Source organism: Lentzea pudingi (assembly GCF_014646255.1).
In the GTDB taxonomy this organism is placed as follows: Bacteria; Actinomycetota; Actinomycetes; order Mycobacteriales; family Pseudonocardiaceae; genus Lentzea; species Lentzea pudingi.
The window spans coordinates 366,732-391,994 of the sequence record NZ_BMNC01000003.1; the positions used below are offsets into that span (position 1 = coordinate 366,732).

Here is a 25,263-nt window from a genome sequence, read left to right on the forward strand (position 1 = left end):
GCGGTCAGGCCTGGGGCACCGCGATGGGCGGCAGAGCCCGCTCACTCGCGGCGACCTGGGTCATCCTGGCCGTCAGCGGCGCCAGTAGCCGTGACGTGAACGCCTTGTCGGCCACGTGCCGCAGCCGCAGGCCGAGCCGAGTCCGGGGATAGGCGAACGGCACCAGCCAGCCGGGGAAGTTCTGCACGTCGTCCACGAGGGGCCGCATCCACTCCTCGTAGGCGGTGAGCCCGGACCCGGACCCAGACAGCGAGGCGGCCAGCACGTACCCGCTGACGAGCGCCAGCGAGGCACCGCCCCCGCCCATCGGGGTGACGCACCACGCGGCGTCCCCAACCAGGCACACCCGCCCGCGGTGCCACGACGGCATCCGGATCTGGGTGAGCTGGTCGACGTAGACGTCGTCGGAGACGTCGAACCCGTCGAGGACGCGGCGGGCCTCCCAGCCCGCGTCGGCGAAGCGGTCCCGGAAGCGGCTCAGGGCACCAGCGCGGTCAACCACGGCGAAGTCACCGGTACAAGCCAGCATGGCCCGCGTCGTGCCGTGGTTGTCGGGGCGCAGGTGGATCTGCCGTCCCCCGGTGGTGGTGTACCAGCGCCACCGGCTGTCGTCGCTCGCCGTGCGCGGGATCGTGCCGAACGCCATCGCGATGCCGAGGTCGCGGCGGTCGACGTCGTCGAAGAGCAGGTCGCGGGTGGTGGAGCGGACGCCCTCGGCGACGACCAGCAGATCGGCGTGGAACGTCCGGCCGGTGGTGGTCACCGTGACCGCGTCGGGGCCGTCCTCGACACGAGAGATGGTGTCGCCGTAGAGGACCTCGACGCCTTCTGGCAGGTGCCGCAGGATCGTGCGGGCGAGGTCGCCGCGCAGGACCTCCAACTCGGCGGTCGCGCCGTCCGGGCCTGCCGAGGGCAGTTCCGCGCGCACGCGGCCCGACGAGTCGACGAACACCGTGCCGGTCTCGGTGGTGTTCTGCTCCTTGACCGCGTCGAACAGCCCCATCCTGGTCAGCACCTCGCGGGCGGTGCCGCGGACGTCGACGTTCTGCCCGCCGTCACGGAACGCCGGTGCGCGCTCCAGCACGGTCACCTCCCACCCGGTGCGCCGCAGCCAGAACGCGGCCGAGAGCCCGGCGATGCTCGCGCCGGAGATCACCGCGTGCCGTGTCGTCATGTGCAACTCCCTGCTTGGTAGCTTTGCTGCAAAGCTACTTCGGTGCGAAGGAGGGTGCATGACAGATGCGGATCCGCTGGTGGAGGCGTGGTCGGCGGCCCAGGTCGAGGTGATGCACGGCCTGCGGGACTGGGTCGTCGCGTTCGAGGCGCTCAACCAGCACCTCGCCACGTGGATGCGCCTGCCCGCCTCCGACGCCACCGCGCTGGGGCAGATCGTCTGGGCGGCCGAGGCGGGCACGCCGCTCTCGCCCGCGCAGCTGGCCCGGCAGATCGGCATGACGACCGGCGCCACCACGATCCTGCTCAACCGGCTGGAGTCCGCCGGTCACCTCGTCCGCAGCCGCGAGAGCGCCGACCGCCGCCGCGTCACGCTGCGACCCGTCCCGGCGTCGCGCGAGCACGCCCGCCGCTTCCTCGTCGCCGCCGGTGCCGAGATCGCCGACGTCCTCCGCACGACCTCGCCGGCCGAGCTCCGCACCGTCGCCGCCTTCCTGGGCAGGATCACCGGCGCCGCGGCCGACGCCGACCGGCGGCTCGGCGCGGGGGAGAAGTTGTGACGAGGTCGACGGTTGACGCTCGCCGGAGTGGGGCATCCGGCTGGCGTAGCACCGAAAGCAGTCGTTGAGGGAGGACCACATGGGCACCGACGACAAGATCGACGCCAAGGCCGACCAGCTCAAGGGCAAGGTCAAGGAGGGCGTCGGCTCCGCGACCGACGACGACGGCCTCGAGGCCGAAGGCAAGGGCGACCAGGCGAAGGGTCACCTGAAGGAAGGCGTCGAGAAGGTGAAGGACGCTTTCAAGAAGGACTGACCGACGCGTCTCCCGCGATGAGCGTGCATCTGCGGATGCACGCTCATCGCGTTTACGTGGGAGAATTCCAGCACGACCGCCCGTGACCCGCACGGGTCGTACAGAGAGCCGAGAACTTGCAGATCCAGCCCGTTGCCCAGACGTTGCCCGAACATGGGCTGTTCAGCCACCCGGACACCGAGTACACCAGTGTCAAGCCTGCGTTCTCGTCCGCTGAGGTGGCTCAGAACCGCGCGAACCTCTTCCACGAACCGGCTGCCGCGCCCGAGGTCTACTCGAACACCCCGTAGCCCGCGACGGCGTGCCTGCGCACCCCGTCCAGGTCGAGCTCCACGCCGATGCCGGGGGTGTCCGGCAGCGTGATGTAGCCGTCCTTGACGATCGAGCCGCTCCCGTCCGGTGCGTGGACGTAGCTGTCCCACACCGCGCGCTCCTCGAGGGCGTGCCACTCCTGGACGAAGAAGTTGGGGATCGCCCCGCACTGGTGCGACGTGGCCATCGTGCCCAGCGGCGTCGACACCAGGTGCGGTGCGAAGGGCACGTAGTGGAGCTCCGCGAGGTTGGCGATCTTCTTGGCCTCGGCGAGGCCGCCGCACTTCGGCACGTCCGGCTCGATCACGTCCACGGCGCCGCGTTCGAGCAGCTCGCGGAACCCCCACCGCAGGTACAGGTTCTCGCCGGCGCAGATCGGCGTGCGGGTCTGCTCCCGCACTCGCACGAGCGCGTCGACGTTCTCCGCCGGTAGCGGTTCCTCCAGCCACATCAGGCCGAACGGCTCGAGCTCCCACGAGATCCGGCACGCGCTGGGCACGTCGTAGCGGGCGTGCAGGTCGATGGCCAGGTCGACGTCCGGCCCGATCGCCTCCCGCACGGCCGCCACCCGCTCGACCATCGACCGCAGCTCGGCCGCGTTGACGGTGTGGTTGAACGCGTCGAACTTGGCCGGGTGGCTCAGGTCGTCGACGTCGAACTTGATCGCGGTGAACCCCTCCGCGACCATCCGCTGGGCCCGGTCCACGCACCCGCTGACCGAGCCGGCCGGGTCGTCGCCGTCGCCGCAGTCCGCGTAGAGGCGGATCCGGTCGCGGAACTTGCCGCCCAGCAACCGGTACACCGGCTGGCCCGCGGCCTTGCCCGCCAGGTCCCACAGCGCGAGCTCGATCCCGGACAGGGCGATCACGAACACCCCGCCCTGCGCCCCCGCGAAGACCTTGGCGCGCCGCAGTTTCTCCCAGCACCGCTCGACGTTGCGCGGGTCCTCGCCGATCAGGAGCGGCGTCAGGGAGTTGATCATTCCGACGACGGCACCCGCGCCGGCGTCGGGATTGGCCTCGCCGAACCCGCTGAGGCCCTCGTCGGTGTCGATCCGCACGAGCGTGGCCTCACCGTGGTAGGCGACCACCGCCGTTGTGACGTTCACGATTCGCATGGCTCTCCCGGGTCGGGTGGTGCATGAGAACGGACTGTCGCGAAACCCAACTTGTCCTATAAGCTGATGACATGCAAAGGGGACAAGAGTCTCTGGACGCTGTCAAGGTCCGGACCCTCCCGGTGCAGGTGGCGGCCCACCTGACCCGCCGCATCGTCAGCGGCGAGATCGAGGACGGCCGCGCACCGTCAGAGCTCGACATCTCCCAGGAGTTCGGCGTTTCCCGCGTCGTGGCGAGGGAGACGCTCAAGATCCTCGCCTCGCTGGACATCGTCGAGGTCGCGCAGGGCCGCCGTGTCGTCGTGCGTCCTCCCGCCGAGTGGGACTACCTGAGCCCGCTGCTCATCGAATGGCTGCCGACGGAGATCGTCGGCGACCTGCTGCAGGAGCTGCACCAGATGCGAGTGCTGCTCGAACCCGAACTCGCCGCGATGGCCGCGGCCGTCGTCACCGACGAGTCGCTCGACCGGCTCCAGGCCGGGATCGACCGCATGGCCGAGCTCGAGGCGGACCCCAACGCCTACCTCGAGGTCGACCACGAGTTCCACATGGAGATCTGCCGGGCGGCCGACAACCGCATCCTCGACCGGATCATGTACTCGGCCCGCTGGCTCGGCACGGCCAGCCGGCGCATCACCAACGAGGCACCGGCCGCACTGCGCAAGGCCACCGCCGACCACACGGAGATCTACGAGGCGATCGTCGCGCGCGATCCGGACCGTGCCCGCGCGGCGATGCGCAAACACCTCGCGAACAACTCCGCTCTCCTCGCGGAGAAGGAGAAGCAGACCAGGCGGGCTTCCCGCCGCCGCTAGCACACCGCACTTCGCTCCGCCGTCTTCGCCGCTCGACCCGGCAGCGCGGCGCACGCCTCGCTGTACCGCCGGCTGCAACGTCGCCCCGTCGGTACGCGTCCGCATGCCCGGACGCGAGAGGAGTGGTCATGGAAGAGAAAGCGGATTTAACCCGGCGTTCTTTTCTCGGGATGAGCGCGCTCGGCGTGCTCGGTCTCGCCGGATGCGGGGGAGGAGCCCCCACCGCGCCGCAGGTCGACGTCAAGGTGCCCCAGGCCCTGCTCGACCAGGCGGCCGGGCTTCGCGGCGGGTCGGTCGGGATGCTCTCGCAGAAGCTGTACTCCGAGGCCGCCAACAAGGCGCTGGACGCGTCGTTGCAGGTCTTCGCCCAGGCCACCGGCACGACGGTCCGGAACGACCTGGTCTCCGGGGACGCCGGCGACATGGTGGCCAAGATGGACGCCGAGGTGAAGGCGGGCACCAGCCGTGACTTCGCGTTCGTGAGCGACCGGCGGTTCGTCGGCCAGCTCCACAACCTCGGCGCCCTCACCGACGTCACCGATGTCGTCGAGGAGATGCGCAAGCTCTACGGGGAACCCGCGACGGAGGCCACCAACTACTGCGTGTTCGGCGGCCGCTGGTTCGCGATCCCGTACCACTTCATCGCGTCCGCGATGTACCTGCGCAAGGACTGGTACCAGGAGAAGGGGCTCGCGCTCAAACCCCACTACACGTGGGAGGAGTTGCGCGACAACGCTTTGGAGGTCTCGGACCCCGCGAAGAAGCGCTTCGGCTGGGGTCTCACGGTGAACCGCTCCGGCGACGCCAACGGGTTCATCGCGAACGTCGTCAACACCTACGGCGGTGCTATCGCGGACAACTCCGGCACCAAGGTGGTGTTCAACTCGCCGGAGACCGTCGCCGCCGTCACGTTCATCGGCGACATCTACACGAACCCGAAGTACACGCCGATGCTGCCGCCGGGGATCGGCAGCTGGACCGACTCGAGCAACAACGAGAACTGGCTGGCCCAGATCCTCGGGCTCACGCTCAACCAGTTCAGCGTCTACGCCGACTCGAAGACCAAGAACAACCCGGTCTACGCCAACACCCACCCGTTCAACGGCGCCACCGGACCGGCGCTCGACAAGCCGCTCGCGTTCGGCGAGTCCAACTCGTTCGTCGTGTTCAAGGGGGCGAAGAACCCCGATCTCGCCAAGCTGGTGGCGAAGTACATGGTCAGCGGGACCGCGCTGCTCGGTGTCGCGAAGGGAGCGCCGTGCCTGGTCAACCCCTCGTGGGACAAGGTGTGGGACTCCGACCCGTACTACACGACCGGTGACCCGGCCTTCCCCGCGCTGCGGGAGCAGACCCGCACACCGTTGCCGGTGACCACGAAGACCGGTTTCCAGTTCCCGCAGGCTCCCAGTCCCGGCGAGCAGGCCGCCACCGCCGCGTACCTGCTGACCGACATGATGCAGTCGGTCATCCAGGGCGCCAAGCCCGCTGACGCCGTCGCCGCGACGCACGCGCGGATCGTCCAGGTCTTCGAGCAGCAGGGCTACAAGCAGTGACCACCCTGCGCACACGTCCGGCGCCGGTTCGCCCGGGGCCGGGCCGGTCGTCCTCGCTCACGCCGTCGCAACGGCTGCTCGGGCGGGACTGGCGCCTCGCCGCGGTGTTCATCGGGCCGACCCTGGTCCTCGTCGCGGGCCTGATCCTGTTCCCGATCGCCGACTCGATCTTCACCAGCACCACCGAACGCCATGGCGCGGAGACGGTCTTCGTCGGCCTCGACAACTACACCGCTCTTGTGGACGACACCGTGTTCCACAAGGGAGTGCTCAACTCGTTCGTCTTCACCGCGTACGCCGAGATCTTCAAGGTGACCCTCGGCCTCATCGCGGCGTTGATGCTGCACCACATGCGCCGCGGCCGGGCGATCGTCGCCGGCGTGATCCTGCTGCCCTGGGTGGTGCCGACGGTCGTCACGGCCTTCACCTGGCGGTCGCTGTTCGACCCGATCTTCGGCAGCGTCAACGTCCTGCTCACCGACTCCGGCATCGGGCCCGCGCTGGCCGCGATCGGGTTGGTCGACAGGTGGCCCGCGGAGTGGCTGTCCGATCCCGCGCTCGCGATGCCGGCGGTCATCCTGGTCAACGTGTGGAAGGGCATCCCGTTCTTCACGGTGACGTTCCTCGCCGGGCTGAAGGCCATCGACGGCGGCCTGTACGAAGCGGCCATCGTGGACGGTGCCACGCCCTGGCAGCGGTTCCTGCACATCACCCTGCCGGGCCTGCGGCACATCATGATCGTGACGGTGTTGCTGTCGTCCATCTGGACGTTCAACAACTTCGACCTGATCTGGCTGATGACCCAGGGCGGACCGGGCGACGCCACGGCCCCGTACGTGATGGTGGCCTACTCGAAGGCGATCCAGCAGTTGCAACTGGGCGCGGGCGCCGCGGTCACGCTGGTGATGCTGCCGATCATCGCCGTGCTCGTCGTGATCCTCGTGCGGATGATGCGCCGCAACGACCTGCCGGGAGCGGGCGACCTGGGACGCAGGCGGTTGTCCCCGGCCCAGCGCAGGGCGTTGCCGTGGGTGGTCGTCGTGCTCTCGGTGCTGGTGCTGGTCTGGGCGTCGCCGCACATCGTGTGGAAGGCCGCGCTCGTGCTCGGCGTGTTCGTGGTGCTCGCCGCCGCCGTCGGACGGCTCGTCTCCGTGCTCGCCGCGCGGGGCAACCGGCTGGCGGCGCGCCTGGTCGGCGGCACCGGTTCGGGCATCGCGCTGGTGGGGCTGCTGGGTTTCGTGCTCGCGCCGCTCTACTGGATGACGGTCACGGCGTTCAAGTCCGACGACCAGATCGTCGCGCGCACGGACGACCTCTGGCCGACCCCGTGGACCACCGAGCAGTTCACCAACCTCTTCACGGGCAGGGCGTTCGGCACCTGGTACCTCAACACGATCCTGGTGTCGGTGGCGTCCACGGTGATCGCCCTGGTCTGCGCGGCCCTGGCCGGATATGCGTTGGCACGGTTGAAGTTCCGGGGTTCGGAGAGCTTCACGGTGACGATCCTGCTCACCTACGTGATGCCGGGCGCGCTGCTGTTCATCCCGCTGTACCAGATGATGAGCGGCATCGGGCTCAACGACTCGTTGTGGTCGCTCGTGCTCGCCTATCCCACGTTCACCCTGCCGTTCGCGACGTGGCTGCTCGTCGGCTACTTCAAGTCGATCCCGGCCGACCTGGAGGAGGCCGCGCTGGTCGACGGCTGCACGCGGTTCGGGGCGTTCATCAGGATCGTGTTGCCGCTGGCCAAACCGGGACTGCTCGCGGTCGCGCTGTTCACGCTCACCAACGCGTGGAACGAGTTCCTGTTCGCGTTCGTGTTCATCACCAAGGACGACTACAAGACGCTGCCCGTCGGCATGCAGTCGATGATCTTCGGTGACGTCGTGCCGCAGGGACAGCTGGCCGCGGCGTCGCTGCTGATCAGCATCCCGGTCGTGACCATGTACGCGTTCGGGCAGCGGTTCCTGACCGAGGGTCTCACCGCAGGGGCGGTGAAGGGGTGAGCACCACGGAGGAGCAGGCCTCGACCGGCTGTGGAGCTAACGATCCCGCTCGGCACGCCACTGCTCGTACTCGGGCCGGGCCTCGTCCGACAGCGGGTAGTACCGCCGCAGGTCACCGCCTTCGGCCAGCCGCATGCGGGAGAACTCCTCCCACTCCGCGTGTTCCTGGGCCACGGCCAGCACGGCGGGCGCGAGCTTGACCGGCACCACGACCGCCCCGTCGTCGTCGGCCACGACGATGTCGCCCGGCTCGACGAGCGTGCCACCGCACGCCACCGGCACGTTGACGGCGGCGGGCACGATGTCGGTCTGGGCGTGGAAGTTCGGTGTGGCGCCCCGGATCCACAGTCCGAGACCGAGTTCCTTGGCCTCGCCGACGTCGCGCAGGCACCCGTCGACCACCACACCGAGACCGCCGCGACCCTTGAAGTAGGTCAGCATCATCTCGCCGAACACGCCGCTGCCCATGTCGCCGCGCGCGTCGACGACGATCATGTCGCCGGGCTGGGCGTGGTACATGACGTGCCGGTGCAACTGCTTCTCCGGCTCCTCGTACTCGTCGGCCGGGTACAGGTCCTCCCGCTTCGGCAGGAACTGCAGCGTCAGCGCCGGTCCCGCCACCCGCACGCCGGGCGTCACCGAGACCGGCCCGCGGATGAAGGCGCTGCGGATGCCCATCCGGCTGAGCTCGGCACTGGCGGTCGCGCTGCCGATGGCCGCGAGGGCCGCACTCAGTTCGGCAGGCGGGCGAACGATGTCGTGCGTCTCGACCACGTCGGCAGCTCCCTCGGATCCGCGCTGAGCGCAACTGACGGAGAGGTTCAACCTCAGCTTAGCCGGGAAAGTCCTTGCTGTGACTCGTCATCCGCGGTGCCGGATCCCGGCGTACACGAACGTGCCCCCGGCGAAGGCGAGAGCGAGGCCCGCCCATCCCCGCTGGTTCGCCGCCATCACCGCGTCGTACTGCTCCTCGGTGAGCTCGCGGACGACGACACCGTCCTTCGACTCCTGGTACTTCCCGTTCCGCTCCTCGAAACTGCCCGCGTCGGTGCCCGTCAGCAGCGGGTAGGCGAAGAGGAAAGCCCCGCCGAGAATGGAGATCACCCCCACCGCGACCGCCCACGCGGGCAACGTCGGCTTCTCGAAGTTGAACCCGCCTCCGGTCAGCACCCCCGCCGAAGCCACCAGGGCGATGGAGATCACCGTCAGCACGACGTTCGCCGACCGCGGCAGCAACGCACTGCCGGTCAGGAACCCGGCGACGATGACGACGGCGTCGATGAAGATCACTACGAGCGAGGCCCTCTGCAACGGAACCAGTCTCATGCTTCAGACCCTAGGGCCACGGTTCTGTTCGCAGGGCCACAATCGCACATCAGCCGGACGACCCGTTCCTGGCGGCGGGCAGGCCCGCCGCCGTGGCGGCGATGAAGTGCCGCAGCGCCGGCTGGAACGGTGGGAACACCGCGGCGATCGCGGGTTCCCGCTCGTACAGCTCGGCCAGTGCCGCCGGCGGTCTGGTGATCGGGTGCAGCCTGCCGACGAACGCCCCGGCGGCGAAGACCACGGAGGCACCCTCGGCCGTGGTGAGTTCCGGGCACACGGCGGCGATCCGCTCGCCGACCCGCCCGTACATGTCGATCGCCCAGAGCTTGTACGTGCGCAGCACGTCGAGGGAGACGTTGTGCTCGAGCATCGTTTCCGCGTGGCTGATCAGGTCGCAGTACAGCGGCCGCTCCGCGAACGAGTCCGCGAGCGCGGTGGCCATCGGGCCGATGCCGGAAGCGCTTTCCAGCCGGGTGCTCACCGCGTCGGCCCACCCGGTGCCGTCGCGCGTGGTGAGCTGCAGGTAGATCTCCTCGCGGGTGCCGAAGTAGCGCAGCACGTTCGACTTCACCAGGCCGACGGCGGTCGCGATGTCGCCGAGGCTGACCCTGGCCACGCCGCGCTCCTGGGCGAGACCGCGGGCAGCGGCGAGGATCGTCTCCCGCCGCTGCTCCTTCTGCGCTGGTTGCCGCGCTCGGCGGAAGGACGCGTCCATGTGAGATGACACCCCACCCTAAAAGTACGGTGTTCCTTTAGCGTACGGGCACCTGCTCACCACACCGGAAGGCCCGATCCGTGACGCACCAGGCACGTTCCCTGTCCACGACCGTCGACGAGTTCGTCGACGCGTTCAACGACAACGACCTCGACCGCGTGATGGCGTACTTCGCGGAGGACGCCGAGTACGAGCCGGGCGACGGCACGAAGCACCACGGCAGGGACGCGATCCGGGCGGAGTTCGCGCCCCAGTTCACCGGCAGGTACGGCGCGATGCGGTTCGACGTGTACGACAAGCTCGTCGACGAACCCGGCCGGCGGGCGGCGATCCGCTGGGCGTGCCGGATCGACATCTCGAAGCCGCGCACCCGCAGCGTTCATCCTCTGCTGCGGATGCTCGGCTTCCTGAGGCACGGCCCGCGCATGGTCTGGCACGGGATGGACGTCTTCCACTTCGACGCCGAAGGCGCGATCACCGCCAAGTACTCGTACGCGAACTTCAAGACGCCGCCGATGAAACGCGACCAGGAGAAGGCGTGGAGGACGGACGCGGTCGCTCGCTAGCTGCCTATTCGGTGTCCGCGTGGATCGCCGTCAGGATCGGCGTCCGGGCCGCGGTCCTGGCCGGCCACAAGGACGCGAGCACCCCGATCACCACCGTCACGAGGACGAACGCGCCGAGCTGCCCCCACGGGATCACCACGGGAATCCCCTTCTGGCTGAGGACTCCCACGACACCGAGGCCGGTGCCGGCGAGCAGTCCGAGTCCGGCGCCGAGCACCGCGATGATCACCGACTCCAGCCGCAGGACCGACCCGACCAGCCTGCTGCTCAGACCGACCGCGCGCAGGAGGCCGATCTCGCGCACACGCTCCAAAGTGGACATCGTCATGGTGTTCACCACGCCCAGGGCGCCGATCAGCACCGAGACGCTGAGCAGTGCGTAGAGGATGTTCAGGAACGACTTCGCCGCATTGGTCGCGGCTTCGGCGGCCTCCTCCTTGGTCCGCACCGTCAGGACGGGGTTGTCGAGCGTCTTCTGGATTTGGGCGCGCAACTCGGCCGGATCCTTCCCCGGCGCGGCCTTCACCAGGATCGTGCGCGGTGAAGCCGCTGCCGGAGCGACCTCGGCCGAGATCAGCGCTGCCTGTCCGGCGGCCTCCGGTGCGTCGTAGGTGGCGACGACCGGCAGGGTCACCGGCTGGTCCTCCGCGCCGAACGCCTGGAGCACGCCGGTGACCGGGGAGCCGACCCTGAGGCCGTACCGGCCGGCCGTGGCCGTCGAGACGGCGATGCCCCGGTCGAGCTGGTCGAGCGAGCCCTCCTTGACCGTCAGCGGCAGGAAGTCCTCGACGCTCCCCGCGTTCACGGCGGTCAGGCTGAGGAACCTGCTCTCGCCGAGCTTGATCGACACCGGCGTGAGCGGGCTGACCGCCCCGACGCCGGGGACCTTCGCGACGTCGGCGACGGTGCTGGAACTGAGGTCGGAGAAGGGGATCGTGCCGATCTGGACATCGGCGTCGTCCCCGGTCCGGGTGTCCGCCGCGTCCTTCGAGGCCACTGACGAGATGCCCACGGTGACGGCGGCGCAGACCGACAGCCCGATCATCAGCGTGGTGGCGGTCGCGGCCGTGCGGCGCGGGTTGCGGCGGGCGTTCTCCACGGCCAGGGTGCCAGGCATTCCGCGCAGCCGGGTCAGCGGGCCGCGCAGCACCTTGGTCAGGCCCGTGCTCACCTGGGGGGTGAGCACGATCAGGCCGAGAACCAGCAGGGGAGCACCCAGGTAGATGAGGTCCTGGCTGCTGATCGCGGCCGCGGTGACCGCCGCCCCGGCGAGGAACATCGCCGCACCGATGATGTTCCTGCGGCGCAACGACTTCGTGGTCTGCGGAAGCCCGGTGCGCAGGGCGGCGATCGGCGGGACGGACGCGGCGCGCCGGGCCGGGACGTACGCGGCGACCGTCGTGACACCGACGCCGACACCCAGAGCGGCGGCCACCGCACCGAGGCTGAACGCCCGCAGAGGCACCTCCGGACCGTTGATCACGGAGAACGCGCTGTTGAGCACGGCGGCGACACCGATGCCGAGCCCGTAGCCGAGAACCGTTGCCACGAAACCGAGCACGGCGGCTTCGGCGAGCACGCTGCGGAGCACGTACCGCCGCGACGCGCCGACCGCGCGCAACAGGGCGTTCTCCCGGGAACGCGCTGTGGCGAGCATGGTGAAGGTGTTCGCCACCAGGAACACCGCGACGAACAACGCCACGCTCGCGAACAGCAGGAGGATCGAGGTGAGCTTGTCGTCGCTGCGGACGGTGTTGAGCGAGGCGCCCGTCGCGGCGTCGAAGGTCGGCGGCAGGGCGGCGCGGACGCTCGTGGCGATCGCGTCCTGGCTGACGCCGGGTGCGGCGATGAGATCGACCGCCGTGTACCCGCCGGGCACGGGGGAGAACCGCTCACTCGCCGTTTTGAGGTCGAACGCGACGAGCGAGCCTCCCGCGGCGAGCCGCGGATCGTCGGCGGCGAAGATTCCGGTGACCTCCACCAGGTGCACCACACCGTTCACGATCACCCGTGCCTGGTCGCCGGCCTGATAGCCCGTCTTAGTGGCGGTGAGCTCGTCGAGTGCGACCTGATTCTCGTTCTCCGGTGCCTGCCCGGCGCTCAACCGGTGACGGCCGGGATCGAAGCTGGTACCACCGGCGCGATCGGGCTGACCGGCGATCTCCCCGGTCTTGGTGACGAGGAACGCGTACCCGTCGGCGATCGGTCGCACCTGCGCGACGCCGGGAAGGGCGCGGAGCTGCGCGACCACGTCGTCGCCGAGCTTGGTGGAGATCAGGTCCGGCTCCACCTTGACCGCCACGTCGGCCTGCGCGCGGGCCTGGGCCCGGTCGAACGCGGTCGTGACCGCGTCGCCGTAGAGCAGCGACCCGACGACGAAGGCGACGCTGAGGACCACACCTGCCAGCGACAGCAGGAACCGCGCCTTGTGCGCGAGGACGGATCGGAACGCGTGACGCACCATCAGCGCACCGCCTGCGGCTCGAACCGGCGCATGCGCGCCAGCACCTGGTCCGCTGTCGGCTGCCGCATCTCGTCCACCAGCACGCCGTCGGCCAGGAAGAGCACGCGGTCCGCGTAGCCGGCGGCCAACGGGTCGTGCGTCACCATCAGCACGGTCTGCTGCCACTCCCGCGCACAGCGCTGGAACAGGCCGAGGATCTGCGCGCCGGAGCGCGAGTCCAGGTTGCCCGTGGGTTCGTCGGCGGCGATGATCTCGGGCCGGGTGATCAACGCCCGCGCGCAGGCGACCCGTTGCTGCTGGCCGCCCGAGAGCTGCGCGGGCCGGTGGCCGAGCCGGTTCTCCAGGCCCACTGCGGCGACGACCTGGTCCGCCCAGCTCTTCTCCGGTGTCCGGCCGGACAGCGACAGGGGCAGGACGATGTTCTCCCACGCGGTCAGCGTGGGCAGCAGGTTGAAGGACTGGAACACGAAGCCGATCTGCTCTCGACGCACGCGCGTGAGGTTCTCGTCGTCCAGCGATCCCAGGTCGGTGCCCGCGATCCGCGCCGTTCCCGAGGTGGGCTCGTCGAGTCCGGCGAGGCAGTGCAGGAACGTCGACTTGCCCGAACCGGACGGCCCCATGATCGCGGTGAACTCCCCGCGCCGGAACCCGGCCGTCACCCCGGCCAGCGCGGTGACGGCGGCGTCGCCGTCCCCGTAGACCTTGCCGAGCTGAACCGCCTCGGCCACCGTTTGCTCGTTCATGATCGCCATGCTCGCGCGGGCGGCGTGCCGGGCGGCTCAACCGAACTGACGAACGACTCCGGGGCCGCTCAACCAAAGGGATGAGGGCCGGACGCTGCCGACTGTCCTACCGTGACGGTCATGCTGGCGGAGATCAGAAGGTTGTCCTGGGCACAGCGCCTGGCCGCGGGACTCGGCCTGCTCACCGCCACCGGGGTGGTCGTGTTCGAGGGACTGAGCGCGGAGACGGTGGCGACCGGGGCAGGGCTGGTGGTCACCGGCCTCCTCTCACTGGCGGCGCTCGCGATGCCCTCCGTGCGGGTGTCGGTGGTCCGGCGGTGGCGGTCGTCTCGATCGTGTTCACCCTGCTGGTGCAGGCGTTGCCGGACGGTCTGGACAACACGTTCGGAATAGTGGAGCTGACCGCTCTCGCTTGGCTGAGCGCGCGGTCGATCATCGAGCTGCGGCCGAGCCGTGCGGTGCTGGTGGTCCCGCTCCTGTACGGCGCGGTCGTGTCGATGCTGACGCGGTGCTACACGCTCGAACGGCCGCAGCTCGACTACGTGGTGGGCTTCTTCGCCGTGGGGATGCTGTTCGTCGTCCTGCTCGGCATGTACCTGCGGCTGCACGACCAGCGCCGCGTCGACGCCGGAGAGCTCGCCAAGCAGGCGCAGCGGCTCGAGTACGCCCGTGACCTGCACGACTTCGTCGCCCACCACGTGACCGCGATGGTCGTGCAGGCGCAGGCCGTCCGGTTCATCTCGACGGCGGGGCAGCAGCCGGGGCCCGAGGACCTGGACAGGGCGCTGGCCGGGATCGAGAAGGCCGGCGAGCAGGCCCTCGTGTCGATGCGGGGCATGATCTCGGTGCTGCGCGACGACGAACCGGCCTCGACCCGCAGCACCTTGGGCGAGGCGGTCGCGGAGCCGGTCGGTCACTTCGCGGGCCCGCCGATCACGATCGACATCGACGACGACCTCGCCACGACGCACCTGGCCGCCACCGTGGTCGACGCCGTCCGCCACGTCGTGCAGGAGTCACTCACGAACGTCCTGCGGCACGCGCGGGGTGCCGAGGCGGTGGAGGTCCGGGCCCGGACCCTGCCCGGAGCGCGGCTGGAGGTCGTGGTCGCCGACGACTCTCCGTCCACAGCGGACGTTCCCGGCACCGGCTTCGGGCTGGTGGGCCTCACCGAACGCGTCGAGGCCGCCGGCGGCACCCTCACCGCGGGTCCGGCGGGCAGCGGCTGGCGCGTGACGGCGGTCCTGCCGCTCGCGCCGGCTCTGCCATGATGAGCGGTCATGAGCATCCGCGTGCTGATCGCCGACGACCAGGAGATGATGCGTTCGGCGTTCCGGATGATCCTCGACTCCCAGCCCGACATCGAGGTCTGCGCGTCCGTCGAGGACGGCCGGGCCGCGGTCGACGAGGCCCGGCGCCTGCGTCCCGACGTGTGCCTGCTGGACATCCGCATGCCGAAGCTCGACGGCCTGGAGGCGACCAGGATGCTCGCCGGGCCGGGGGTGCTGAACCCGCTCAACGTCCTGATCGCCACGACGTTCGACCTGGACGAGTACGTGTACCGCGCGCTGCGCAACGGGGCGTGCGGGTTCCTGCTGAAGGACATGTCCCCGGCGTTGCTCGTAGAGGCGGTGCGCGCGGCCTCGGCAGGCGCCACGCTGATCGCGCCGACGGTGACCACCCGGCTGTTGTCGCACTTCGCACTGGACCGCTCGGACAAGACCACTGTGGACGCCGCGCCGAGCGAGCCGCTGACCGACCGTGAGCTCGACGTCATCCGGCAGGTGGCGCAGGGCAGGACGAACGCCGAGGTCGCCGAGAACCTGTACGTGACCCAGGCCACGGTCAAGACCCACCTGGCGAACGTGCAGCGGAAGCTCGGCGTGCGCAATCGTGTGGAAATCGCCGCCTGGGCGTGGCGAACGGGGCTGTGCTCCTGAGCTGGTGACGTTTTTTGTCGGTGTCGTGTGGACACTGGAGGAGTGAGCACCTCGACACCCCTGCTGAACCCGACCCGGATCTACGTGGAGCCCGCCGCGGCGCTGCTGCCGCGGGGTCGCGAGGTGCTCGACAGATTTCCGGACGCGGACCGGGTCGAGGTCGACAGCCACTGGCGCATCCCCGAACTGCACGGCGACGAGGCCAACGCACGGCGATGGGTGCGGATCAAGAGCGAGGCGCTGGTCCTCGGGGTGAAGAAGTCCCTCAGCGCGCGACCCAACGGGCGCTCGGCGCACTTCATCGCCCCGTCCACAGCCAACGGGTGCGCGATGGCGTGCGCGTACTGCTACGTGCCGCGGCGCAAGGGCTACTCGAACCCGATCACGGTGTTCGCGAACATCGAGCAGATCACCGGCTACCTGGCCCGCCACGTCGGGAGACAGGGCCCGATGACCGAGCCGGACCAGATCGACGACCGGGCGTGGGTCTACGACATCGGGGAGAACTCGGACTGCTCGGTGGACGCGCTGGTCAGCGACAACGTGCGGGACCTGGTGCGCCTGTTCCGCGACCTGCCTACCGCGAAGGCGTCGTTCGCGACCAAGTACGTCAACCGCGACCTGCTGGACTGGGATCCTCAGCGTCGCACGCGCGTGCGGTTCTCCCTGATGCCTGAACGCACCGCGAAACTGCTGGACATCCGCACCACCCCCGTCGCCGAACGCCTCGCCGCCCTCGACGACTTCCGCGCCGCCGGCTACGAGGTGCACGTGAACCTCAGCCCGGTGGTCGTGCACGACGGCTGGCTCGACGACTGGCGGCACCTGCTCACCTCGCTCGGCGACGCGACCTCGTCCGCCACCCGCGACCAGCTGGCCGCCGAGGTCATCATGCTCACCCACAACCAACAGCTGCACGAGGTCAACCTGCGCTGGCACCCGAAGGCCGAGGACCTGCTGTGGCGGCCGGAGCTGCAGGAGGTCAAGCGCAGCGAGGGCGGCGGGATCAACGTCCGCTACCGGCGGGGGCTCAAGCGGGAGCTCCTCGACTCGTTCCTCGCGCTCGTCGGGGAACACGCCCCGTACCTGCGCGTCCGGTACGCCTTCTGACCGAGGCGGCCGAGACTCACCGGAGGCCGGGGTGGTCCTCGAGCTGCCGGCGGGAGGTCACCCCGAGCCTCTGGAAGATGGTGCGCAGGTGCGCGTCCACGGTCCGCTTGCTGATGAACAGCTGGGTGGCGACCTTCCGGGTGACTGCCCTGCCCGCTACCGACACCCGGCACGAAGAGGAGGTCCGGCGCCCGGATCCGCGCCGTGCGAGTCGACGGCGAGACCCCGGACGCCCGCACCGCCGCCTTGACCGCACTGCTGACCGCACTGCTGTCCGCGATCGGCGCGCGTCCCGTGCCGCGGCCGAAGCCGGCGTGGGTCGGGCGAGGTGGCCCGGCGGGCGAAGGAACTGCAGAAGGGCAACTGGGGCGCGGAGGCGGTGAGCGCCGCGGTCACCAGGACCGCGGCCGCGATCGCCGCCCCCACCGCCGCCGTCACGGTGGCCGTGGTGCTCCCGCCGTGACCTGATGCCGGGCCTCAGGCCTCGCGGCTGTCGTCGACCGCGATGACGCCCAGCACGTCGTCGAACGACTCGTACAGGCGCTCCGGCACGGAGTGCAGGGCGTGCACGGTGTCCTCGTCGGCGTTGTTGCGCGAGGCGTGGTCGACCAGCTGCCCCTTGTCCGCGGGGTAGCTGACGTCGGTCAGCACCGTGCGCAGCCGGTCGACCGTGGTCGTGTCGCTCATCGCTCTCCTCCAGCTCGGTTGTCCTGACGCAACCGGCTACCCGCCTCCGTCGGTGCCTAACACGCTCATCGGTGGGTGTCAGCGGAACCGTGACGGGGAAGGGAGGGGGAGGCTGATCTGACCACGGGGGAGTGAGATGCATCCGAGCGTTCGCAACGGCTTGGTGGCGATGGTCCTGATCAACGCGGCCGGACTGGCCACCCTGCTGCTCGAATGGCCCCTGGTCGTGCCGATCCTGCTGTTCCTCGGCGCGTGCCTGGCGGGTGCGTACGTGGTGAGGCAGTCACTGCGCCACCGCTGACGCAGAGCCGTCAGGCCGTCTCCTCGCGAACGTCCTGGCCGTGCTCCGCGAACGCCTTGAAGTCCTGCATGTGCTGCAACGACTGCTTGCGGAACGTGCCGGGCATCACCAGCCCGACCAGCCGCATCAGCAGGCCGCTGAACCGGTACTCGTTCTCGCTCTCCCAGAGCGTCGTCCCCGGGCCCGCTTCGGTCAGGCGTTCGCGCGCCGCGCTCCACATGCCCTTGCCGACGATCTCGCGTTCGAAGTGGACGACGCTTTCGCTGGGGATCCCGTGCAGGTCCGCTGGTTCCCGGCGGGTGATGGTCTCGGTCGCCTCGAACTCCTGCTGGCCCATCTTCAGCACCACGCGGGACTCGGTGCCGACCTGACCGTGCTCCCCGTTCAGCGGCTCGTGCAGCACCAGGCCCCGCAGCCACTTCGGCATCTGCTCCGGGTCGGCGAGCAGCTGGGCCACCCGTTCCCTCGGCTGGGCGATCTCCAACGAGACGGTGTACTTCATGGCGGAGCGCTCCGGTTCTCGAGTCGACGAACGCACGCTAACAGCGCTGCCGCACCGTGTCCGGGTCCTCAGTCGAACGGATTCGACGTGTCTTGACCGTGCGAAGACCTTGCACCACAGTGAAGGACGCGGCGGTTTCCGCCGTGGTGGCTTCTTCGTGGAGCCGTCGTTCTCGCTTTGAACGGGCGAGGTGGGCCGCTGGGCGCAAGCGGTCCACCGGACTTCGCCTGCCGGCGATTCCTCCCCCCACCTCACCGAAGAGGAGCACACCCATGGCCGAAACAGGCCATCACCCGCCCACCTCCGTCTCCCGCGCCCGCGGACGTCGCGTGGCCGGCATCACCGCTGCCGTCGCCGTCCTGCTCGGCGGCCTGTTCGCGGCTTTCAGCGCGGCACCCGTGTCGGCGGCGACCGTCGACACCACTGCCTGGTACGTCCTGGTCAACCGCAACAGCGGCAAGGCTTTGGACGTGTACAACCTCGCCACGAACGACGGCGCGCGCATCACCCAGTGGGCCCGCAACGACGGCAACCAGCAGCAGTGGCAGTTCGTCGATTCCGGCGGCGGCTACTACCGGCTGAAGTCGCGGCTGTCGGGCAAGGTCCTCGACGTCCACAACTTCTCCACCGCGGACGGCGGCAACATCGTCCAGTGGTCCGATTCCAACGGCAGCAACCAGCAGTTCCGGCTGGCGGACTCCGACGGCGGGCACGTGCGGCTGGTCAACCGCAACAGCGGCAAGGCCGTCGAGGTCCAGGGCGGCTCGACCGCGGACGGCGCCAACGTGGTGCAGTACAGCGACTGGGGCGGTGCCAACCAGCAGTGGCAGCTCGTCCGTCTCGGCGGCGGCACGAACCCGACCACCACGACGACCACGCCGGGTGGCTCGTGCCAGCTCCCGTCGACCTACCGCTGGTCCTCGACCGGCCCGCTGGCACAACCGAAGCAGGGTTGGGTGTCGCTCAAGGACTTCACCCACGTCATGCACAACGGCAGGCACATCGTCTACGCGACCACGCACGACACCGGGACGACCTGGGGTTCGATGAACTTCGGGGCCTTCACGAACTGGTCGGACATGGCGTCCGCGAGCCAGAACGGCATGAGCACCAGTGCGGTCGCCTCGACGCTGTTCTACTTCGCACCGAAGAACATCTGGGTGCTCACCTACCAGTGGGGATCGACCACCTTCAGCTACCGGACCTCGAACGACCCCACCAACGCGAACGGGTGGTCGTCGCCGCAGACCCTGTTCACCGGCCGAATCTCCGACTCCGACACGGGCGCGATCGACCAGACGATCATCGGTGACGGCACGAACATGTACCTGTTCTTCGCCGGTGACAACGGGAGGATCTACCGCGCGAGCATGCCGATCGGGAACTTCCCCGGCAGCTTCGGCTCGTCGTTCACGCAGATCATGAGCGACACCAAGGCGAACCTGTTCGAGGGCGTCGAGGTCTACAAGGTGCAGGGCCAGAACCAGTACCTGATGATCGTCGAGGCGATGGGGAACAACGGGCGCTACTTCCGCTCGTTCACCTCCAGCAGCCTCAACGGTTCCTGGACCCCGCAGGCCGCCACCGAGAGCAACCCGTTCGCCGGCAGGGCCAACAGCGGTGCCACCTGGACCAACGACATCAGCCACGGCGACCTGATCCGCTCCAACCCCGACCAGACCAAGACCATCGACCCCTGCAACCTCCAGCTGCTCTACCAGGGCCGCGATCCGAACTCGGGCGGTGACTACGGCCGCCTGCCGTACCGGCCGGGACTGCTGACGCTGCAACGCTGACCTGACCTGACCGGAGCGGCAGCCGACTCGTGGCTGCCGCTCCGGCCACGGCGTCAGGCGCCGGTGATCCCGAAGAAGTCCAGTGCCACGGCGGCCATTCCGGCAGAGGGCAGGGTGTGCCCCGCGCCCTGGATGCTGTAGACCTCGACCTTGTCCCCGTGCCGGCTGCGGTTCCAGCCGGGGCGCGGGGTGTCGGTGGACGTCGGCGTCTGGCTGAGGCCGAACACGTCGGTCCACTGCTCCATCGACTCCCGCAGCAGGGAGTACGGCACGAGCGTGTCGGCGGCGCCGTGCCACAGCTGCACCTTCGGCCGCGAGCCAGCGAACCACGGGTTCACCCGCCGGACGGCGTCACCCCACTGCCTCGGGTTGCGGTCCATGCTCCCGCCGGTGCACTTGCTGCGGCCCGGCGGGTAGTCGGCGGCGTTGGCGAAGCAGTCGAACGGCACGCCCATGAACGCCGCGCCCGCCTTGAAGACGTCCGGGTAGAGGGCGAGCATGTGGTTGGTCATCATGCCGCCCGAGGACGACCCGGTGACGAAGACACGGCTCAGGTCACCCTGGTAGCGCTGCTGGACGTAGGTGATCATCGAGACGATCGACACCGGGTCGCTGCCGCCGCCGCGCCTCTTCGCCGCGGCGGACCACGTGTCGAAGCACTTGCCGAACCCGGCCTCCTGCTGGGCGCTCGGGTAGATCACGACGAAGCCGCGCCGGTCGGCGAGCGAGGCGAACTCGCTGCCCGCGTAGAAGCCCGGACCGGACCCGCCGCACCCGTGCATCGCGACCACGACGGCGGGTTTGGCGGGCCGGACGTCCGGCACGTAGACGTGCATGCGCATGCGTCCTGGGTTGTCGCCGAAGCTCGTCACCTCGGTCAGCGACGCGGCGGACGCCGGTGGTGCGACCAGCGTGCAGGCGGCGAGCAGGACGCCGGCCAGCAGTGCTTTGACGGTGGTTCCACGTGCGGTCATCTTCGACCTCCGGTCAGGGTTCCGGATCTTCGAGAGGCCCGAAGGTAGTCAGATCCCTGACGGACGTCAATTATTTGACGAACATCGGGGTACTGCGTTCGACGAACAACACCGGCGCGCCCAGCACGCCTGATCTGCTCAAAGGTCGAGCAGCAGGCGCGTCGAACGCGACCGCGACACGCAGATCATCATCACGTCACCGCACTCCTGTTCCGCTGCCGTGAGAACCGAGTCGCGGTGGTCGGGGGTGCCGCCGAGCACGACCGTCTCGCAGGTGCCGCACGTGCCCTCCCGGCAGGACGACAGCACGGACACGCCGCAGTCCTCGACCACCTCGAGCACGGACCTGTCCGCCGGCACCCGCAGGACGGTTCCCGACTGAGCCAGCTCGACCTCGAACTCGTCCGAAGAGCCTTCAACCAGCAGAGTTTTCGGCGAGAACCGTTCCAAGTGGAGGGTTCCTGGGGGCCAGGCCGAGCAATGCTCCTCGACCGCGAGCAGCAAGGACTCCGGTCCGCAGCAGTACACCGCGGTCCCCGGCGACGGGTCACCCAGCAACGCCTGCAGGTCCAGTGGCCCGTGCTCGTCCTGAGGGCGGATCTCGACGCCGGCCTGGTGTTCGAGTTCTGCCAGGAAAGCCATGGAAGAACGCGTCCGGCCACCGTAGGCCAGCTGCCAGTCCTGCCCCGCCGCCTCGGCCTGCCTCACCATCGGCAGGATCGGGGTGATCCCGATGCCGCCCGCGATGAACAGGTAGCGCTTCGCCTCGACGAGCTCGAAGTGGTTGCGCGGCTCGCTCACCTCGACCAGCTGCCCCGTGGTGAGCACGTCGTGCACGTGCCGTGATCCGCCACGCCCCTCCAGTTCGCGCAGCACCGCCACCCGGTAGACCGAGTTGTCCGCCGGATCGCCGCACAACGAGTACTGGCGGACCACACCGTCGCCGACCACCAGGTCGACGTGCGCGCCGGGAGTCCACGCGGGCAACGGACCGTCGTCCGGATCCCTCAACGTGAGCAGCACGACGCCATCGGCGACCGGTTCCTTCTTGTCCAGCAGCAGTTTCACGGTGTGTGCCCTTCCGGGTGACCGAGCAGCCACTCCCACAGCTCGACCGGGTCCTCGAACTCGCGCTCGGCGGCGCAGTGGCACGTCGCGTGGAGCCGGTCGGTGCCGGGCACCCAGTGGATGCGGAACACCCGGCCGGTCGTCGTCACGACTTCTCGCACAGCCGGGCCAGCATCCGGCGGGCGGCGAGTCCTCCGGTGTCGATGTTGATGGACAGCTCCTGGTATCCCTCGGGTTCGGTCGCGATGACCTTCTCCAGGACGTTCAACGCCACGACGTCCTGCAGGACGACGGTGCGGTTGTTCTCCGCGAGGAACGCGGAGACCTCCTCGTCGCCGAGAGCGAAGTCCCTTGCCACGGCCCAGAAGTCGTGGGTCGTGGTCTCGGTCTCCGGCGTGATCGCGTAGACGACCTCGACGTGGAACGCGTCCGGGTCGGTCCCGTCGGCACGGGGCACCGAGCCGACCGGGCCGATGCGGCTGTGCAGCGTGTACAGGCACGGCGGCATGTACTCGATGTCCTGCCAGCGCGCGATCCTGCCCTGCAGGCCGGTCGACTTCGAGTAGAACGGCGGGCACTCCGCGTCGTCCATGTGGCGGGACACGGAGATGACACCGGCGTCCTCGTCCACCGCGGTGTCGATCGGCGTCGACGCGACCTCCGGCGTCCCGATGTACCCGCCGTGCAGGTAGGTCTCGTGCGAGAGGTCGAGCAGGTTGTCGACGAGCAGGCCGTACCTGGCGTCCAACGGTTCCATGCCGCAGACGGTCGTGTAGGCGGGGTCGACGAGCCACGGCGCGCGGGGGATCTGCGCGGCGTCGGCGTTCGCCGGATCACCGACGAACACCCAGACGAACGAGTCCTGCTCCACGACGGGATACGGCAGCAACCGTGCGGTGCGGGGGATCCGGGTCTGTCCGGGCACGGCCACGCACTTGCCGCCGGAGTCGTAGGTGAAGCCGTGGTAGCCGCAGACCACCTGGTCGTCGACGAGCCGCGAAGAGGGCTGGGACAGCGGGAACCGGCGGTGGACGCAGCGGTCGGGCATGGCCGTCACCGAGCCGTCGCGCGTGCGCCAGAACAGGATCGGCTCGCCGCAGACGGTACGGGTGAACAGGTCGTGCGCGATCTCGGAGCCGTAGGCGGCGACGTACCACTGGTCACGCGGGAACCAGGACATCGGCACTCCTTCTCGTGGTGGGAGCCACAGAGTGGCGGAGACCACCGCCGGAGCCGAAGCGCGGTTTCCGGAAAATGGAAGGCTCGCCGGGTCACGGCGTGAGAGCGCGAGAGATCGCCTGGGCGCAGGTGCGCACCAGGCCGGCGAGCCCGTGCGCGGTGGTGCTGCCGTGCCGCACGACCAGTGACACCGCCGCGACGACCTCGCCGTCACCGCGGCGGATCGGCGCGCCCACCGACAGCGCGTCCATCGTGACCTGGCGGTCGCTGACCGAGTAGCCGTTCGACCGGACCGCGGCGAGCATCCTGCGCAGCTGGACGGGATCGGTGACGGTTTTCGCGGTGTGGTGCTCGATCGGTCCGTTGAGGACGTCCTCCTGCACCTCGGTCGACGCGTGCGCGAGCAGGACCAGGCCGACACCGGTGGAGGTGAGGGCCCACCGGCCGCCGACGCGGGTGAGCACCGGCACCGACCCGAACCCGGCGATCCGCTCGACGAAGACGACCTCCGTGCCCTCCCTGACCGCGAGCTGCACGTTCTCCCTGGTGATCTGGCAGAGGTCCTCCAGGTACGGCAGCGCGGTCTCGCGCAACCCAGGTCCGCGCGGCGCGAGCGAGCCGAGCTCCCACAGCCGCAGTCCGACCTGATAGAGCCCGTCGTCGTCGCGTTCGACTGCGCCCCACGCGCACAGTTCCTGCACCAGCCGGTGGGCGGTCGACAGCGGCATGTCCGCGCGGCGGGCCAGGTCGCTCAGGGTCAGGGCGCGGTGCTCGGCGTCGAACGCGTCGAGCAACCGCAGCGCGCGGCTGATCACCGGGCCCGTCGGCCCGCTCGGCCGGCCGCGCCTCCGGTCGTTCACCACGACATCTTCCACTGTGGACCACCGTCCTGACCAGGGTGGACACGGTCCTGGTGAACTTCCCCGGCGGTGAGGGCGTATCCTTGGCAGGGCCACCGACCGAGGAGCACGGATGAACCCCGCCGCTCAGATCGCCTTCCGCGTCGCCGTCGCGTTCGTGGCGCTCGGACTGGGAGGAGCGTCGGTCGCCGCGCTCGTCGGCCTGGTCCTGTCCCACGTCGGGCCGTCCGGGAGCGCGAGTGTCTCGCTCTGCTCGAAGGACGCCGTCGCACCGGCCGGTGGGAGGGACTACCTGGCGCAGAACAACGTCTGGGGTGCCGAGACACCGCAGTGCGTGACGGTGGGGGACCAGTCGTTGCGGATCGAGAGCGCCGAGCACGACGTGCCGCCGCAGGGTGCGCCCGCCGCCACCCCGTCGCTGGTCAGGGGATGCCACTGGCGCGAGTGCACGGACGTCGGCGACCTGCCGGTCCAGGTGTCGGCGATGTCCCGCGTCACCAGCGACTGGGTCACCAGCCAGGTCGACGCCGGGGTTTTCAACGCCGCCTACGTCGTCTGGTTCCACAGCGGACCCGTCGCCGAGAGCACACCGGACGGCGCCGAGCTGGTGATCTGGCTCCGCAGCCGGGGCGGTGTGCGGCCCGGCGGGGTGTTGCTGGCCCGCGAGGTGGCGATCTCGGACGCGAAGTGGAACGTGTGGCTGGCACGCGACCAGGGCCGGGTGCGGGTCACCTACGAACGCGTCGGTGAGGTCACGTCCGTCAAGGGCCTGGACATCAGCGCGTTCACGCAGGACTCCGTCGGCCGGGGCCAGGTCTCGCCGGACTGGTACCTGATCGCGGTCGAGGCCGGGTTCAACCTGTGGCGTGGCGGCGCGGGCAACGCCATCGAGCAGTTCTCGGTCTCCGTGGAGGGGGAGAAACCCAGGAAGGCGATCGGAACCCCCGCTCCCGCAGCGTGTTTCGCCGCGCTGACCGTGGAGGACACCTGGGAGGGCGGGTTCCGCGCGGTGGTCGAGGTGATCAACGTGGGTGGCTCGCCGGTCGGGGGATGGGTCCTCGACTGGACGTTCCCGGACGGCCAGCGGGTGCAGGAGTCGGCCGCGGTGCGGGTGACCCAGTCCGGTTCGGCGGTCCGCGTCGTCGGCACGGCGCTCGAACCGGGCGGGTCCACCACCTTCGACCTCGTCGGCAGTGGAGTGCCGCCCGGCATCGTGTCGATCACCTGCAGCCCTGCCTGA

At 69.7% G+C, this 25,263-nt stretch carries 29 protein-coding genes; 14 read left to right on the forward strand and 15 right to left on the reverse strand.

All coding sequences use genetic code 11. The features are described from left to right. Positions 1-4 precede the first annotated feature (4 nt). Positions 5-1,174 (reverse strand): FAD-dependent monooxygenase, encoded by a 1,170-nt coding sequence (locus IEY88_RS12695; RefSeq protein WP_189154892.1) that lies wholly within the window; start codon positions 1,172-1,174, stop codon positions 5-7. Between the two features lie 58 nt (positions 1,175-1,232). Here IEY88_RS12695 and IEY88_RS12700 point away from each other — a divergent pair, with 58 nt between their 5' ends. The 3 genes from IEY88_RS12700 to IEY88_RS12710 all read left to right on the forward strand — a co-directional run bounded on the left by IEY88_RS12700 (position 1,233) and on the right by IEY88_RS12710 (position 2,279). Next, complete coding sequence (locus IEY88_RS12700) at positions 1,233-1,733, forward strand: MarR family winged helix-turn-helix transcriptional regulator (protein ID WP_189154893.1); 501 nt, start codon at positions 1,233-1,235, stop codon at positions 1,731-1,733. Positions 1,734-1,812: 79 nt separating this feature from the next. Next, on the forward strand, positions 1,813-1,989 hold the full coding sequence (locus IEY88_RS12705) for a CsbD family protein (protein ID WP_189154894.1): 177 nt from the start codon (positions 1,813-1,815) through the stop codon (positions 1,987-1,989). A 116-nt stretch (positions 1,990-2,105) separates the two neighbouring features. After that, a complete protein-coding gene (locus tag IEY88_RS12710) occupies positions 2,106-2,279 on the forward strand; it encodes a hypothetical protein (protein WP_189154895.1) in 174 nt (57 codons plus the stop codon). Here the strand turns inward: IEY88_RS12710 and IEY88_RS12715 are convergent. After that, the gene (locus IEY88_RS12715) at positions 2,261-3,418 is read right to left on the reverse strand and encodes a mandelate racemase/muconate lactonizing enzyme family protein (protein ID WP_189154896.1); all 1,158 of its coding nucleotides are present in this window, start codon (positions 3,416-3,418) and stop codon (positions 2,261-2,263) included. The genes IEY88_RS12710 and IEY88_RS12715 overlap by 19 nt on opposite strands. Before the next feature lie 71 nt (positions 3,419-3,489). On the opposite strand from IEY88_RS12715, the gene IEY88_RS12720 reads away from it, so the two are divergent. The 3 genes from IEY88_RS12720 (at position 3,490) to IEY88_RS12730 (ending at position 7,792) form a co-directional block, all read left to right on the forward strand. After that, positions 3,490-4,233, forward strand: a complete 744-nt coding sequence (locus IEY88_RS12720) for a FadR/GntR family transcriptional regulator (protein ID WP_229693319.1) — start codon at positions 3,490-3,492, stop codon at positions 4,231-4,233. 170 nt (positions 4,234-4,403) lie between these two features. Then, the gene (locus IEY88_RS12725) at positions 4,404-5,786 is read left to right on the forward strand and encodes an extracellular solute-binding protein (protein WP_229693320.1); all 1,383 of its coding nucleotides are present in this window, start codon (positions 4,404-4,406) and stop codon (positions 5,784-5,786) included. Continuing rightward, on the forward strand, positions 5,783-7,792 hold the full coding sequence (locus IEY88_RS12730) for an ABC transporter permease (RefSeq protein WP_189154898.1): 2,010 nt from the start codon (positions 5,783-5,785) through the stop codon (positions 7,790-7,792). Before IEY88_RS12725 ends, IEY88_RS12730 begins: the two co-directional genes overlap by 4 nt. Positions 7,793-7,828: 36 nt before the next feature. Here the strand turns inward: IEY88_RS12730 and IEY88_RS12735 are convergent, their stop codons facing one another. The 3 genes from IEY88_RS12735 to IEY88_RS12745 all read right to left on the reverse strand — a co-directional run bounded on the left by IEY88_RS12735 (position 7,829) and on the right by IEY88_RS12745 (position 9,833). Continuing rightward, the gene (locus IEY88_RS12735) at positions 7,829-8,566 is read right to left on the reverse strand and encodes a ribonuclease activity regulator RraA (RefSeq protein WP_189154899.1); all 738 of its coding nucleotides are present in this window, start codon (positions 8,564-8,566) and stop codon (positions 7,829-7,831) included. Positions 8,567-8,653: 87 nt separating this feature from the next. Next, positions 8,654-9,118, reverse strand: a complete 465-nt coding sequence (locus IEY88_RS12740) for a hypothetical protein (protein WP_189154900.1) — start codon at positions 9,116-9,118, stop codon at positions 8,654-8,656. Between the two features lie 49 nt (positions 9,119-9,167). Continuing rightward, positions 9,168-9,833, reverse strand: a complete 666-nt coding sequence (locus IEY88_RS12745; protein WP_189154901.1) for a TetR/AcrR family transcriptional regulator — start codon at positions 9,831-9,833, stop codon at positions 9,168-9,170. Between the two features lie 80 nt (positions 9,834-9,913). Between IEY88_RS12745 and IEY88_RS12750 the strand changes: the two genes are divergently transcribed. Further along, positions 9,914-10,399, forward strand: coding sequence for a YybH family protein (locus tag IEY88_RS12750; RefSeq protein WP_229693321.1), 486 nt, complete (start codon positions 9,914-9,916; stop codon positions 10,397-10,399). 4 nt (positions 10,400-10,403) lie between these two features. Here IEY88_RS12750 and IEY88_RS12755 read toward each other — a convergent pair whose 3' ends face one another. Further along, a complete protein-coding gene (locus IEY88_RS12755; RefSeq protein ID WP_189154902.1) occupies positions 10,404-12,863 on the reverse strand; it encodes an ABC transporter permease in 2,460 nt (819 codons plus the stop codon). Further along, positions 12,863-13,606: an ABC transporter ATP-binding protein gene (locus tag IEY88_RS12760; RefSeq protein WP_189154903.1), complete on the reverse strand. Its 744-nt coding sequence runs from the start codon at positions 13,604-13,606 to the stop codon at positions 12,863-12,865. Before IEY88_RS12760 ends, IEY88_RS12755 begins: the two co-directional genes overlap by 1 nt. Positions 13,607-13,923: 317 nt before the next feature. On the opposite strand from IEY88_RS12760, the gene IEY88_RS12765 reads away from it, so the two are divergent. Genes IEY88_RS12765 through IEY88_RS12775 form a run of 3 tightly spaced genes read left to right on the forward strand, consistent with a single transcriptional unit; the run spans position 13,924 to position 16,656 of the window. Next, complete coding sequence (locus IEY88_RS12765; RefSeq protein WP_189154904.1) at positions 13,924-14,877, forward strand: sensor histidine kinase; 954 nt, start codon at positions 13,924-13,926, stop codon at positions 14,875-14,877. Positions 14,878-14,886: 9 nt separating this feature from the next. Further along, a complete protein-coding gene (locus IEY88_RS12770) occupies positions 14,887-15,546 on the forward strand; it encodes a response regulator (protein WP_189154905.1) in 660 nt (219 codons plus the stop codon). 42 nt (positions 15,547-15,588) lie between these two features. Continuing rightward, complete coding sequence (locus IEY88_RS12775) at positions 15,589-16,656, forward strand: spore photoproduct lyase family protein (protein WP_229693322.1); 1,068 nt, start codon at positions 15,589-15,591, stop codon at positions 16,654-16,656. 16 nt (positions 16,657-16,672) lie between these two features. Here IEY88_RS12775 and IEY88_RS44150 read toward each other — a convergent pair whose 3' ends face one another. Then, complete coding sequence (locus tag IEY88_RS44150; RefSeq protein WP_229693323.1) at positions 16,673-16,822, reverse strand: LuxR C-terminal-related transcriptional regulator; 150 nt, start codon at positions 16,820-16,822, stop codon at positions 16,673-16,675. Positions 16,823-16,984: 162 nt separating this feature from the next. On the opposite strand from IEY88_RS44150, the gene IEY88_RS45060 reads away from it, so the two are divergent. Continuing rightward, positions 16,985-17,119, forward strand: coding sequence for a hypothetical protein (locus tag IEY88_RS45060; RefSeq protein WP_268241230.1), 135 nt, complete (start codon positions 16,985-16,987; stop codon positions 17,117-17,119). 14 nt (positions 17,120-17,133) lie between these two features. Here the strand turns inward: IEY88_RS45060 and IEY88_RS12785 are convergent, their stop codons facing one another. Next, positions 17,134-17,343, reverse strand: a complete 210-nt coding sequence (locus tag IEY88_RS12785; RefSeq protein ID WP_189154906.1) for a DUF2795 domain-containing protein — start codon at positions 17,341-17,343, stop codon at positions 17,134-17,136. 136 nt (positions 17,344-17,479) lie between these two features. Between IEY88_RS12785 and IEY88_RS12790 the strand changes: the two genes are divergently transcribed. Then, the gene (locus IEY88_RS12790; protein ID WP_189154907.1) at positions 17,480-17,644 is read left to right on the forward strand and encodes a hypothetical protein; all 165 of its coding nucleotides are present in this window, start codon (positions 17,480-17,482) and stop codon (positions 17,642-17,644) included. Positions 17,645-17,654: 10 nt separating this feature from the next. Here IEY88_RS12790 and IEY88_RS12795 read toward each other — a convergent pair whose 3' ends face one another. After that, a complete protein-coding gene (locus IEY88_RS12795; RefSeq protein ID WP_189154908.1) occupies positions 17,655-18,146 on the reverse strand; it encodes an SRPBCC family protein in 492 nt (163 codons plus the stop codon). Positions 18,147-18,418: 272 nt separating this feature from the next. Here IEY88_RS12795 and IEY88_RS12800 point away from each other — a divergent pair, with 272 nt between their 5' ends. After that, positions 18,419-19,942 carry a non-reducing end alpha-L-arabinofuranosidase family hydrolase gene (locus IEY88_RS12800; RefSeq protein WP_189154909.1) on the forward strand — a complete coding sequence of 508 codons (1,524 nt, stop codon included), beginning with the start codon at positions 18,419-18,421 and terminating at the stop codon, positions 19,940-19,942. A gap of 53 nt (positions 19,943-19,995) precedes the next feature. Here IEY88_RS12800 and IEY88_RS12805 read toward each other — a convergent pair whose 3' ends face one another. The 5 genes from IEY88_RS12805 to IEY88_RS12825 form a co-directional block, all read right to left on the reverse strand. Continuing rightward, a complete protein-coding gene (locus IEY88_RS12805; RefSeq protein WP_189154910.1) occupies positions 19,996-20,916 on the reverse strand; it encodes an extracellular catalytic domain type 1 short-chain-length polyhydroxyalkanoate depolymerase in 921 nt (306 codons plus the stop codon). Between the two features lie 138 nt (positions 20,917-21,054). Continuing rightward, positions 21,055-21,984, reverse strand: a complete 930-nt coding sequence (locus IEY88_RS12810; RefSeq protein ID WP_229693324.1) for a PDR/VanB family oxidoreductase — start codon at positions 21,982-21,984, stop codon at positions 21,055-21,057. Beyond that, complete coding sequence (locus IEY88_RS12815; protein ID WP_189154912.1) at positions 21,981-22,133, reverse strand: hypothetical protein; 153 nt, start codon at positions 22,131-22,133, stop codon at positions 21,981-21,983. Before IEY88_RS12815 ends, IEY88_RS12810 begins: the two co-directional genes overlap by 4 nt. Beyond that, on the reverse strand, positions 22,130-23,164 hold the full coding sequence (locus IEY88_RS12820; protein WP_189154913.1) for a Rieske 2Fe-2S domain-containing protein: 1,035 nt from the start codon (positions 23,162-23,164) through the stop codon (positions 22,130-22,132). The genes IEY88_RS12815 and IEY88_RS12820 overlap by 4 nt, the downstream gene beginning before the upstream one ends. 91 nt (positions 23,165-23,255) lie before the next feature. Next, on the reverse strand, positions 23,256-24,023 hold the full coding sequence (locus IEY88_RS12825; protein ID WP_373294075.1) for an IclR family transcriptional regulator: 768 nt from the start codon (positions 24,021-24,023) through the stop codon (positions 23,256-23,258). Positions 24,024-24,135: 112 nt separating this feature from the next. On the opposite strand from IEY88_RS12825, the gene IEY88_RS12830 reads away from it, so the two are divergent. After that, entirely contained in the window at positions 24,136-25,263 is a 1,128-nt protein-coding gene (locus IEY88_RS12830; RefSeq protein ID WP_189154914.1) for a GH12 family glycosyl hydrolase domain-containing protein, read from the forward strand.